A 12,248-nucleotide genomic window follows, 5' to 3' on the forward strand; every position below is an offset into this window, starting at 1 on the left:
ATTTCACAAATCTTTAATAATTCGGGACGTAAAGGCGGAACTGCGGAACAGCTTGAAGTCGCCGTCGGGTGCATGTTCAGGCGCGCCAATGGCGTTGCTGGTTGCGCCGCGCTCGACAGGACCCATGCACATATCCCATCCCAGTACGCCCGACCTTCGACGAACAACAGTCCTGCAAAGCTGGCAATCCATAGCGCGGTTGTCAGAAGCGAGTCAATCAGTTCGGTCTCAATCGCCGCCGATAGTGACGATTGTGACGACGTCGTCGCCTCTTCGTGCCCTACTCGCATGCACGAGGTCGGCTCGTCATGGTCGTTGCTTCTATGCTTCACGAAAGCCCGTCTGTTTGTGCAATGCATGAATTCTGCCGAGGGCGGCTCTATCAATCAATTCTATCTTTACCCCTGCAAAGTCGTGGCGTTCGTCGCTGCAGGATTTTTCGTTGTGTGCAAGAATCGCCGCGCGGCTTACCGCCCATAACAACGACAGTTGGTCGATTTCATCTTTGGTGACCAGGAGCAGGCAGTTGATTCAGCGAATTTCGGCCTTTTTTACTCAGGTGGTGCACCGGGTTTTGCCCGACCCTCTGATTTTTGCCATCCTTCTGACCGTCGTGACCTTTGCGCTGGCGCTTGGTTTGACGCCGAAGGCTCCGGCCGACCTTGTGATGCTATGGGGCTCTGGCTTCTGGAACCTGCTCGCGTTCTCGATGCAGATGGCGATGATTCTTGTGACCGGTCACGCATTGGCGAGCTCCGGCCCAGTCAAGCGAACGCTGGTTGCTTTGGCGAACTCCGCGCGTACACCTGGGCAAGGCGTGATGCTGGTTGCGTTCGTAGGAGCGGTTGCCTGCGCCATTAATTGGGGATTCGGTCTGGTGCTTGGTGCGATGCTTGCTCGTGAGGTCGCTCGACGCGTTCCGGGAACGGACTACCGCCTCCTCGTCGCAAGCGCCTACATGGGGTTCCTGACGTGGCATGGTGGCCTGTCCGGGTCGGTCCCGCTCGTTGCAGCTACCAAGGGCAATCCCATGGAAAAGACAGTCGGGCTGATTCCGGTTTCCGACACGATTTTCACTGGCTACAACGCGTTTATTACCATCGGCCTCATCATTCTTTTGCCGATTCTGGCGAGACTGATGATGCCGAAACCGGAGGACGTCGTCACGGTGGACCCGGTCCTTTTGCAGGACCCACCGAGCGTTGAGCGCAAACTTGCTCCTAATGCAACGATGGCCGAGCGGATGGAGGAAAGCCGTGTACTAGCGTTCCTTGTGGCCGCACTATGCGCCGGGTTTCTGGTAATCCGATTCGTTAAAAAAGGCTTCGTACTTGATATCGATACCGTCAACCTCGCGTTTCTCGCGGCAGGTATTGTGCTGCACAAGACGCCCATGGCATACGCGCGCGCTGTAGCCGGCGCAGCGAAGGGGGCGTCCGCCATCATGATTCAGTTCCCCTTCTACGCGGGTATTCAGGCCCTCATGGACCATTCCGGACTGGCCGGCGTAATCACGAAGTGGTTTGTCGACATCGCGAACGTCCACACATTTCCGCTTCTGGCGTTCCTGAGCTCAGCGCTAATCAATTTCGCAGTGCCATCGGGCGGCGGTCATTGGGTAGTGCAGGGACCGTTCGTTATGCCGGCGGCGCAAGCGCTCGGCGCGGACCTCGGGAAGTCCGCGATGGCAATTGCTTATGGCGAGGCGTGGACGAATATGGCGCAGCCGTTCTGGGCACTGCCTGCACTTGCTATCGCCGGTTTGGGCGTTCGAGACATCATGGGCTACTGCGTGACGGCGCTTCTATTCTCAGGCGTGATTTTTGTGGCTGGTATGTACCTCTTCTGAGAGGGTGGGCGGGTCCGCCTCAGAGGAGAGACGCCGCCCACGAAAGCATGTTACAAAGCTTTATGCCCTTCCGTAGGAACTACACGAGGCGTTGCTGCTGGCCGACTGTACTCGACCAGTAGGCCAATCTCGCTCGAGATATCGTCCACTTCGGCCTATGGGAAGGATTGTCATCATTTCATTGTCGGCGCCGTAGCAAAGCGCGAACAGCCATCGAAGCGGGGCAGCCTGCGCACAAAGGCCCGGAACTCATTATCAATGGCTTCATCATTCCCCGACAATCTGTGCTGCTGCAACGTTATCAATCCGCGCGAATGCGTCCAGCGCTCTGCGAAGAATGTGTGCAGCCATTTCGCCGGAAAGCTTGATTTGAGCGATGTTGACGCTTCGCGCGTTCGTTGTCCTGGGCGATGCGGCGCGTCCGTTTCGCAATTTTCCGGGCTTCAGCGCGCTCGAGGTTGGTGACGCACTTGGAAGTAGCCATCAGGAGTCGCAGGTCACGAGCGGCCGGTTGTCCACCAGCAATGATATTGCTAACTTCTTCGTCGAGTTCTATCTCCATCGCGTTAAGACGGCGTGCCCCCTCGATGACCTGCTCCACACGAGCGATATCGAAGGTATTAAGCGCATCCAGCGCGCACGCAATCTGCCACTCCACCAATCCACACATTTCGAGCAGCCTACTTGAAAGCACGTTGAGGTCTCCGTCAAACTGCGGGCGAACCGTACTCTCTACGTCAGGTACAGAGGGCCGCTATCCGAGGTGCGCTGTGCATTGTCGGCCTCACAATCCTGTGTCATCTTTGTCGTCGGCCCCGGCCACACAAGTCTGGTTCCGTCCTCGCCGCTTTGCCGCATATAGCGCTCTGTCTGCGGCCATAACCAGATTAAGGCTGTCGGCGCCATGGTCCAGTCGTTGCGCCGCCACTCCGCAGCTAACCGTTACAGTGCCGGCGCCGGACGCGACGTGGGCAATCTTGAGACTTTCAATCACCTGCCGGATGTGCTCGGAAACTACGCGTGCTCCGTCCGGGTCCGTGTCCTTCAGAATCAACGCAAACTCATCCCCACCGTAGCGCGCGACGATGTCTCCAGTACGTTTCGCCGAGGATGCAATAGCTTGCGCTACCCCGCGCAAACATTCATCGCCAGCCTGATGGCCATATCGGTCGTTGTAGCTCTTGTATCTGTCGACATCGACCATGATAACCGCGACAAAACCGCGGGCTTTTTTGCGGGCGTCATGCTGCGATTGAAGTGCCAGTTCGCGGTCAAAGTATCGGCGGTTAAAAACGCCGGTCAGTCCGTCCCGGAAGGCAAACGCATGCAATTGACTTCGTTCATCTGCAAGGCGCTGCTCTGCCGCCCGGCGCTCCGTAATGTCGTGCGCTGTCGCCGTGAGTGCCTGGGGCTTGCCGCGAATCCCTTCGATGACAGGGCGAAGGTACATTTCCATCCATAGGACCCGGCCATCCGTGCGCTGGAAGCGAATCACCCGGGAAGCCTCGGTCGCACCCATCGCCATGCTCTCAATTGCTGTAGCAAGGGCATCGCGGTCGTCGGACAGAACCAGGTCCGGGAGGTGCAAACCGACAAGGTTTTCAGGGGCAATTCCTGTCACGGCCATAGCGCGTGGTGAAACGTACGTAAGCCTGCCATCGAGCGCCATGCTCATGACGACATCGGTCGCATTCTCTGCCAGTATCCGATATCGCTGCTCGAGGTCACGGAGCACTGCAAGGAGGCGGCTACGCCGCGCCTGCGTGGCGCTGATAGGTACTGCAATGCCCAACGCAGCGACGAGAAAAAGTTGCAGCTCAAAGATACGGCTTTGCATGCCCCCATAGGGAAACGTCGAGAGTGGTCCCGACCCGCGAACGGTGAACGACACCGCAATGCCCAGGCACAGGAGCAATCCAACCATCAAGCCTGCGAGGTCTGCCTGAAACGCCAGCAGCACAATGGGCGGGAGCGCCCAGTACAACAGCGGAAAGTGGTTTTGCCCGGATACGGCCGTCGTGATGACGCAAACCAGGAGCAGGAGGCACCCTGTCTTCCGCCCGCGCTCGCCCCGCAGCAGTTGAGTCACCTCCCCGGTCCAGAAGACGACAGCGGCGGGCGTCAATATGGCGAGGTTCAAGGCATCCGAGAGGAACCAGTTACGAAAATTTTGCAGCGCGTGGCCAACTGGCTGTCCGTGCAGCATCGCGGCCACCAGCAGTCCGGACGCAGCCGGCGCGAGCAACACTGCACCGGCCATGAATTTCACGAGAGACTTCGGACAAAACAGTTCGGCGACCGTCGAGAGAGGTGGGGCGAATGCCAACGCAACCAGCACCTCGAGGAGGTTGGCGCACAGATACGAGACGGACACAAATAGACGTTCACCAGCCAGAAGGCTGGCGCTTAGATAGCCCAGTACGCCCCCGGCAAATGCCCACCATCGCTGTCTGTGCGGTGGCACCATCATTTGCGCAAGCAGGGCGGCATTGGTCAGCCAGATTGGAGCGAGTTCTCCGGCCGTCGCCTTGAGCGTCCTGCTGACAAGGCTCGTCACCGTCGTCACCGCCAATGCGAGCACCAGGGCCCGGACAGCGTTAGCCCAGCCTGGTGACAGCATTGCTTCGACCCGTGCGCTCGACCGGGTAGGCGCTTTCTCGGATGGCTGCCCCAATTGTCTTCTCTCAGGTTCTTCATATTGCGAACTCGGGCCGACGCCTCCTTGAATTGCGTCGTTCGCCCGGGCTATCGCGAAAGAAGCACCAATATGCGACCAGTCGACCTCAAGTCATCCGCCGGTAACCGTTGGTGCGAAGTCCACCAATTCAGCGTTTACCGTTGATTCAGTATCGGTAAGCCTGTTCGGGAAACTTCCATATGTAACCGAGATAGCTGCTTTCGGTTTAACGCAGGAAGTGCGCCTCGACAGCGTGTGCTCGTGCGTAACCGCAAGCCCAATGGCTTACCCGGATACTGAGCGGAGTACCCAGAACATGCTCACTAGCGTAGGGAGTTGCTTCAGACGTGCAAGACATTCGCCAGGCGGACTCCGACAGAACCTTGACATACCTGTGAATCGGCGTTTCCAGCGCCTCGCCCGCGACGACCTTCGTGGCGATTATCGGTCATGCCGATGACGCGGGCGGAAACGCAGCCCTCGAGTCGCGCGTCGATATCCATGTGCCCAAGCCCGCCGATGTGAGCCAGTTCGCGCAGTATCCAATTAACCACAGACCGACAATCAGACGTCCGCAAAGAGCGGAGAACCGGTGACGGTTCGTATTCGCGCGCTGCGGCTCAACCGCGGGGTCGCAATAACGCAATTTATCTGGGCTGGCTGGCGGTTCCAGGTATCGCCGGTACAATCGAAAAACCTATCGCTCGGGCCTCGAACATGACCGCACTGTCGGACGTACAAGAAGATTTTTGCGGATACTCATAGACGACAAGGCCGCCGTGAAGGTGTTCCTCGTGAATGGCATCGGACTGAGCGGTCAACTGACCGCCTTTGACCAGTTTGCCGTTCTACTGGAGTCTGGTCCAGCCGTGCAACTCGTATTCAAGCATGCCATTTCGACTGTGCTGCCGGTCAATGGCTCGGGCCCGGCACGCGACCCGACCTGGGTGCCGGTGACTGGTGACAGGTCAAACCACACGCGGGGTGGTGTCCGATGAGAACCGACATGGCATGCTGTGGCTACGCGACAGCGAGTGCGCTGCGGTGTCAGATGAGCTGTATGTTTGGGCGCGTGCTTACCCGTCTGGCCTTGCTTCTCGTGACAGCCTTTGCCTGAACCTTGGCGAAATGCACGAACGGCTCCTCGCCACCATCATGCGACGTGATGAGCACAAAAACTCTTCGCATCGCTGCGGAGCGGCAAACTCTCACGGTTGTTCGACCGCGTTTTCAATCAGCCGTTGAGCGAAGCTAAATCCGGCCATCAGGGCCTCTGCTTCAGTGGCAAAAGGCCGTTCGCCTGAGTCAGGCAGGAGAGCCGGAGGCAATTGCCGCCCGGACGGCGGATGACGCACGCCAGCCTTTACCAGGAAACCTCCCGACGCGACAACCGGGTCCGCGACGATAACGGTCGGCAGCAGCTCGACTTCAACAGTCGCCACGAAGCCCCGATACTGATACGTGCATTGCATTAGGCGCCTACTGTTAGGTTTTCGTCACGCAGGTTCGGCCGCCAGATGGTCGCTGGACAGACCGAATCCGACTGAACGGCGGTTTCCGCGACGTTGTGCCGTCAATGTGAGCTTTAGCATAAGCAGCGGCATACTGGAGCGCGGCATTCTCCGAAACGAAATGGGCGAGGATTCCGAATGCGCTGCACTTCCCGGTCGGGCGGGTGACAAATACGCTTGCCGCATAGCCGAGCTTCGAGACTGATGCGAAAGGCACAATTACGTGCTGTTTATAACTGAATGGCTGGGAGTCCATGGGGTGCTAAAGCCTTCCGGTAGACGTTGCACTCTGTAGCGTCGCGGCATTTCCATACGTTCGGCAACGCACGCTCGCGGACAATTCCCACCGTTCGCCGCGTTGTAAATCAAATCGGCCCAATGGGCATCTGGTAATTTGCAACACCGGCATTCACCAATTGAGCCACCAACTTTTCACACGATGAATCTGCTACCAGCAATAGGCGCTTTCGGCAGGCGGTGCGACACATGACTGTCGCATTGCGCCGTTCGACTGCAAGCGCGGGAATGAGCCAGCGTAAGTGCACTGATGGAAAGGAAGCACCGAAACGCTTCGGCCGCTTCCTTCTCACGCGTCGTGGAGGTCACTGCAAGACCCGCTGTATCGGACCTCGAGCGAGGACCCGTCCTTGAAAACGAGCCGTTTAACAACGCCACAATCCTGAACGGCATGGACGGCGCTCCGGTTTACAAACACGCCCGGGCGCTCATCAGGAAGAACGAGTTGCATCAGCGAACAAAATTTTCGCGTCGCTTCGAAGAAGTTCGCCTCGCATGTCGGCTCCGCTTTCTCCAGCCAATACACGAGGGCAGTGCCGGGATTCTGGGCGTCGCGCTCAAGGTAACGCAGTGTCTTTGAGCCTGCGGCGTGTGAAGCTGGTTCGATGCATGGCACATCGCGCATGTGGGTCTCCGTGAGTGTGGGTGAAATTGGTGGCGTACTGTCTCGACGCCAGGTCCGGTGCCACACCGCTACCCAGGTGCGCGCCCGGTGCGGGACGCTTCTGAATCCCCCTGCGCGCCGTCGGGGAATACTTGCAGCGCAAAAAAGCATCGCGCGCGAGGCGCTTCCGCGTCTCCGGCGCTCGGTTGCGTACGCCGGGGGCAGCCGCTTTCGTGCGGGTTCAGGCGTCGGCGGTTGCTAGCTCATGTGCAGGCCGCCGTTCAACGAAAAGTCGGCTCCTGTGGCGAAGCCCGCTTCGTCGCTGGCAAGCCACGAAACAATCGAGGCAATCTCGGTGGCTTCGCCAAGACGGCGCACCGGGATGCTCTGGACGATTGCATCCAACACTTCGGGGCGCACCGCACGAACCATATCGGTCCCGATGTACCCCGGTGAAACGGTATTCACCGTGATGCCCTTTGTCGCCACCTCTTGCGCAAGCGACATCGTGAAGCCGTGGATGCCGGCTTTCGCAGTCGAGTAGTTGGTCTGGCCGAACTGGCCTTTCTGCCCGTTGACCGACGAGATGTTGATGATGCGGCCCCACTGCTTGCTGACCATCGCTTCGATGACCTGCTTGGTCACATTGAAGAGGCTCGTCAGGTTCGTTTCGATGACATCGTTCCAGTTCTCACGTGACATCTTGCGAAACACGCCGTCCCGTGTAATACCAGCATTGTTCACCAGCACCTCAATCTCACCGACCTCCTTCTTTACCTTCGCAAAAGCGGCTTCCGTCGACTCCCAGTCGCCGACATTGCCCTCAGAGGCGATAAAGGCGAATCCGAGCGCGGCCTGCTCGGCCATCCACCGCTCACGTCGCGGCGAGTTGGGTCCGCACCCCGCCACGACAGTCATGCCATCCTCGTGAAGCCGCTGGCATATCGCTGTTCCAATTCCACCCATACCCCCGGTTACGTAAGCGATTCGCTTTGACATGTTCTACCCCGGCTCTTGTTACGGTTAATGGACCAACAAATTTTTTGCCTGAAACTACCCTGCGTTTCCGACGAGGGCGCCGGACGAGTCTTCTTTCCACCGCACCGTCCGGTGGTGTTCAGCGAGCTTCGGTCGTTGCGCCCACCTGACTCATCCGTGACTGCGTGAGTCGCTGCTTTGTGACAATGGTTTTCCGGGTAGACCTGGGGTCTGGGCGGCATGCCGGGGCTCCTCTGGCAGGCAACCATGCTCGATAAAGTCGTGAAGCACCTTGACTGCCTCCGGCCTGCAGCGTTGCTCCAGTCTCTCGAGAAGTGCATATGCAAATCCCTTCAGGTCCTCGCGGCCGTGACACGCCTCGAACTGGAGAAGGGTTTCCCTGACCGCTGCCTGAATACTGTACTCGTACAGCATGCTCGCGATATGCGAGGCGCCTCGCGCCAACTCCATCTCGCAACCATTGAAGCGCCGGACGTCATCAGTCGACCGTTTACGGTTAGCTGCCTTCACATCGATACCCCGGCTTTCCGGCAAGCGCCTGCCGCGTCGATTTATACATGCCGGCTGGCGCGTCGCCGCGCGCCAGTCCGACTGAGTTGACAGCACAGGGCTAAATACGGATGCACGGCACGCCGACTCCATACTCCGCCATCTCCACGAAATGCGGACTAGGCGACCTGAGCGTACCCCGTGCAAAGCCAGTGAACGTCGAGAATGAGGACGGCGGCCAGACGCGTACAGGCGTTCAACGGCGGCACGGTGATTCCGCGTCGCCAGTATTGCACCTCGTATTCATTCACCCCCAGCCACCTCGCTGCGCGCGCCGAGCTGATGCCGGCCCGTTTGAATGCCCGGTCGAGGCGGGCAGCCAAGGCCCGCCTGAGGCGGTCGTCCTCGATGCTACGCTCGAGGTGACCGATATTCGTGGCGTGTCGATTCATCTTGTTTAACGTCTCTCAGCTTTTATTTTTTATGCGTTTCAGCGCCAACGCATTCGCGGCGTCGAATGAAGTTACGTGTTCGTCATGACAGCCTTGTGACTCCGTGTTGCCCCGCTCGTCACCTCGACCACGAACTTGCGCAACGGTTGTATGCACAACTATTTATCCGCATGCACATCGACGTCAAGTGAAAAATAAGTCTGCGAAAATCTTTGCGCTACATCAAGCTCGCTCTCCGCTTCTTTCCAGTCGGGGAATGTGCAGAATCGCACAGACAATTTTAATTAATCCGTAATGCCAAGCATGAACGACCGACCGTTCTTTTTGCCAGATTCTTCAATAGGGGCGTGACTGACAGGGCTCGTCGACGTCGGCTCGCGCTTGGAAACTGCGTCCCGGGTAGACCACGATGAGATACCAGAATCTTCGCCGCTGCCTGAACCACCGAAACGAAAATATCTTTGCAACGCGTTCACCTGCAGTCAGGTGAACCGTTGGCAGCACGGTCACCGCAGCCGGACAGGGATGCAAACCAGAGGCGACGACTTTTCTCATATTCGATAGCATGCCGAAATTCATCCCGAAGATGGGTGCCTTTCTTTACCGCATCGCACTCGCCTGAGGAAACGGTCATTTTCCGATTCTCAACGAGAACCGCGCCTTAGACCGGGTTTTCACTTAGATAACGTTTGCGCCTCAGCATCAGCAAGGGATTTGCCTGTGCGTTCACGCACCGTTCGCCGCCATTGCTGAACGAACGATTGACATTCATGCACTCAACCCTAGAATCCGATATTGCTACATCTCACCAACGGTTCCCGCTCCGCGACGAATGGCTCGGGACTCCGTTCATCGGTCTCCCGGATATTTGGCCCGTCTCCTCCCTGGAGTTAGTGATGAGCAGTCTTGCCCCTGAACAATTAGTCGCCACGCAGAAAACCAGCGTCGAAACTATGGTTGCTATCCTCAACAAAGCGTTCGGCGGCATCGAAAGGCTGGTTGAGCTGAATGTGCAAGCGGTCAAATCGAGCCTCGCTAAAATCAGGAAATTCTGGTCAACGCGTTTTTAGCCGGAGAGCCGCACGCGTTGTTCGCACAACAGGCAAGCCACGCTCAACCCGCCATAGAAAAGGCACAGTCGTACTGGCGCCACGGTTACGAAATCATCTCCGGCACTCAAGCCGAGTTCGCGGCGGTCGCCGACGCGCAACTCAAGCAGTACGAGCAAGATGCGCTGGCTTTTGTCGACAGCCTTGCGAAGAAAGCGCCGGCAGGAAGCGAAACCGCTGTGGTCGATTGGGCTTTTTTTCTTCCGGCACGATGATGGCGCATGGCAGGTGTTCCCGCCCGGGACCGGTGGCTAACAATATATGCCGGCGCTAGCGGCGCCGTGTGATTAGGTCATCGCCGCGCGCTCCGGCAATCGCATCTTGGTTAGCCGGGTACTGCTGACCCCGGTTGTGCAAGTTGTTGAGTATTCAACGGCTCCGGGCACGGTCACGACCCCGGTGCATGCTATCGACAGACCTTGGGGGGCCACAATGGCCGCAAAGCGCAAGTCTGCATTGAGGAGCATCAACCCATCGGAAATTCCGACTCTACGCGACGACCTGAAACCAGAGCTCGCGTCCATTGCCACCGCACTGACGGAAGAACTCGCGGCGCTGTTATCAACTGTTCTCGATGACGGAAGGAGGCAAACGCTCGACCGTGTGTCGCAGGCGCTAAGCGACGCCGTGCCCGACTTACTCCAGCGAGCGTTTGAGCACGAATTGCTCGCATGCGGAAAGCCCGCGTCCGAGCGCCCGGAATCGCTGGTCGCCATATTCCGGGCGAGGGAGGTACCTGTGCACATGACATCCAGCAGACGAACGCGCGCAACAGACGAAAACACAGGCTGACATCCCCCACAGCCAGTTGCGAAGTTTCAACGCGTCTCGACTGCGCATGTGAAGAATCTCGCAAATGCCGCAGAACTGGATGAGGTAGACGCGGACAGCCAGAGGCCTGAACAGGGTCGAACGGACCGCCGGACTGGCACGCTATAAGAATATGCCAGATGTCGAAAATGTTACGGGTCGATGTTTGATTTATGCTGTTACCAGCGGAGCCTTCGACGCTCTTTCTCCACGGACTGCCGGTCCGCTAAGTCAACAACGAACCAATGCCGTCATGGATACCACTCCCGCTGTAGAAGCCAACGTTTCAATGGACGGAAATCTCGTTGAGTTCGTCGCATTCGCCCGTGGGCGTGTGGTGCGATGTTCAATTACGCGGGATGTGCTCGAACAGTATTTCTGGGCGCCCATCGGCGCAAACGACACTCGCCTTCTTAAAGCTTATACGGATGGATACAAGCGGATTGCCGCGGCTGTTGAACGAAAAGTACTTAAAGGCTCGGCCGAGCCGATAAAGCTGCACGCTGCAGACTTTTCTCACTGACGGCCTCTGGTGCTATCTCGGCTCTTGAGGGGAGAGGCGCCGCACCATTATGGAGCGCGCTTTGTCACTGCATACCCCGGTTGCGTGACCTGCCGTGTCATCCTATGCGGGCGCGGTCAATTCAACGACGCGGCGCGGGGTTGCCGGAGACCAGCACATCGAACGCTTCGCGGGCGTCTCGCAGTTCCTGCATGGCGGCAGCGAATCTCGCGAGTTCCAGTGAAGACGGATGTCGACCTCCCTCCTCGCCGAAGTGCGCCTCGAGCGCTGTTGAGGCCGCGTACACCTCTCGCGCGGCACTGACGACCCGTTCAAGTGCCAACGCCTCATTTGATGGGGCTTTTTTCTTTGTCATCGCTCTTACTCTCGTCACGAATCGCTGACGCACTACTTTCTTGTGCAGACAACGGAAAGTCGCTTCGGTTCGAGTATGGCACACCGGAAGTTTCTCCGCGCGCTGACGACCGGGTGCCGCCTGCTCGCCTCGCCAGCGATTCCGCTAAAATGTGCAGGCATCGCAGTGATTCGAGGCATTGCATCGCTCTTCTGGTCTGACACTCCCTAACTTCCACCTGGATTTACATGAAACCCGTTTTCAAGAAGACTCTTGCCGTCCTCATCGTAGCCGCGTTCGCAGCCCCCGCGGTGTCGTTCGCCGATATGCATCAAGATAGCCGGCACGCCCCTGCGCGGCACCATCGTCAGCCGCACCATCCTCAGCCGCACCATGCTCAGCCTCACCATGACTACCGCTCGCATGACTAAGCCTTTCGCGCCGTCAAGGCTGGCCTAGGTGAGAAACGGTTTGACCCGCGACGGGCGAACCGTTTTTGGTTTTACCGCATATGTATTGCGCCTGCTTCTTCGTTTTCGCACAGACCCGCATGCAACCCCGCGGCCTTTACAGGAACGAACGGTGTTGTAATTC

The 12,248-nt window shown here is 58.2% G+C and carries 11 protein-coding genes and 1 pseudogene; 5 read left to right on the forward strand and 7 right to left on the reverse strand.

What is annotated here, in order from left to right; translation table 11 throughout:
- Positions 1-3: 3 nt before the first annotated feature.
- Positions 4-126: a hypothetical protein gene (locus RW095_RS14520; RefSeq protein WP_317019632.1), complete on the reverse strand. Its 123-nt coding sequence runs from the start codon at positions 124-126 to the stop codon at positions 4-6.
- 400 nt (positions 127-526) lie between these two features.
- Between RW095_RS14520 and RW095_RS14525 the strand changes: the two genes are divergently transcribed.
- Positions 527-1,849, forward strand: coding sequence for a TIGR00366 family protein (locus RW095_RS14525; protein ID WP_317019633.1), 1,323 nt, complete (start codon positions 527-529; stop codon positions 1,847-1,849).
- Between the two features lie 224 nt (positions 1,850-2,073).
- On the opposite strand, the pseudogene RW095_RS14530 reads toward RW095_RS14525, so the two are convergent.
- Together RW095_RS14530 and RW095_RS14535 are read right to left on the reverse strand one after the other, a co-directional pair.
- A pseudogene (locus RW095_RS14530) lies at positions 2,074-2,519 on the reverse strand (phosphate signaling complex PhoU family protein); the annotation flags it as partial.
- 114 nt (positions 2,520-2,633) lie between these two features.
- The gene (locus tag RW095_RS14535; protein WP_317019634.1) at positions 2,634-4,469 is read right to left on the reverse strand and encodes a bifunctional diguanylate cyclase/phosphodiesterase; all 1,836 of its coding nucleotides are present in this window, start codon (positions 4,467-4,469) and stop codon (positions 2,634-2,636) included.
- 806 nt (positions 4,470-5,275) lie between these two features.
- Here RW095_RS14535 and hfq point away from each other — a divergent pair.
- Entirely contained in the window at positions 5,276-5,524 is a 249-nt protein-coding gene (gene hfq, locus RW095_RS14540) for an RNA chaperone Hfq (RefSeq protein ID WP_317019635.1), read from the forward strand.
- A 210-nt stretch (positions 5,525-5,734) separates the two neighbouring features.
- Here the strand turns inward: hfq and RW095_RS14545 are convergent, their stop codons facing one another.
- The 3 genes from RW095_RS14545 to RW095_RS14555 all read right to left on the reverse strand — a co-directional run bounded on the left by RW095_RS14545 (position 5,735) and on the right by RW095_RS14555 (position 7,937).
- On the reverse strand, positions 5,735-5,998 hold the full coding sequence (locus RW095_RS14545) for a hypothetical protein (protein WP_317019636.1): 264 nt from the start codon (positions 5,996-5,998) through the stop codon (positions 5,735-5,737).
- Between the two features lie 625 nt (positions 5,999-6,623).
- Positions 6,624-6,959 carry a hypothetical protein gene (locus RW095_RS14550; RefSeq protein ID WP_317019637.1) on the reverse strand — a complete coding sequence of 112 codons (336 nt, stop codon included), beginning with the start codon at positions 6,957-6,959 and terminating at the stop codon, positions 6,624-6,626.
- A 237-nt stretch (positions 6,960-7,196) separates the two neighbouring features.
- Positions 7,197-7,937 (reverse strand): 3-ketoacyl-ACP reductase, encoded by a 741-nt coding sequence (locus RW095_RS14555; protein WP_317019638.1) that lies wholly within the window; start codon positions 7,935-7,937, stop codon positions 7,197-7,199.
- A gap of 1,837 nt (positions 7,938-9,774) precedes the next feature.
- On the opposite strand from RW095_RS14555, the gene RW095_RS14560 reads away from it, so the two are divergent.
- The 3 genes from RW095_RS14560 (at position 9,775) to RW095_RS14570 (ending at position 11,320) form a co-directional block, all read left to right on the forward strand.
- Positions 9,775-9,948 carry a phasin family protein gene (locus tag RW095_RS14560; protein ID WP_317019639.1) on the forward strand — a complete coding sequence of 58 codons (174 nt, stop codon included), beginning with the start codon at positions 9,775-9,777 and terminating at the stop codon, positions 9,946-9,948.
- On the forward strand, positions 9,930-10,202 hold the full coding sequence (gene phaP, locus RW095_RS14565) for a TIGR01841 family phasin (protein WP_317019855.1): 273 nt from the start codon (positions 9,930-9,932) through the stop codon (positions 10,200-10,202). Before RW095_RS14560 ends, phaP begins: the two co-directional genes overlap by 19 nt.
- A gap of 848 nt (positions 10,203-11,050) precedes the next feature.
- Positions 11,051-11,320, forward strand: a complete 270-nt coding sequence (locus tag RW095_RS14570) for a DUF1488 family protein (RefSeq protein WP_317019640.1) — start codon at positions 11,051-11,053, stop codon at positions 11,318-11,320.
- Between the two features lie 121 nt (positions 11,321-11,441).
- Here RW095_RS14570 and RW095_RS14575 read toward each other — a convergent pair whose 3' ends face one another.
- Positions 11,442-11,675 carry a hypothetical protein gene (locus RW095_RS14575; RefSeq protein WP_317019641.1) on the reverse strand — a complete coding sequence of 78 codons (234 nt, stop codon included), beginning with the start codon at positions 11,673-11,675 and terminating at the stop codon, positions 11,442-11,444.
- Positions 11,676-12,248 lie beyond the last annotated feature (573 nt).

Origin of the sequence: Paraburkholderia kirstenboschensis (genome assembly GCF_032806925.1) — a bacterium.
In the GTDB taxonomy this organism is placed as follows: Bacteria; Pseudomonadota; Gammaproteobacteria; order Burkholderiales; family Burkholderiaceae; genus Paraburkholderia; species Paraburkholderia kirstenboschensis.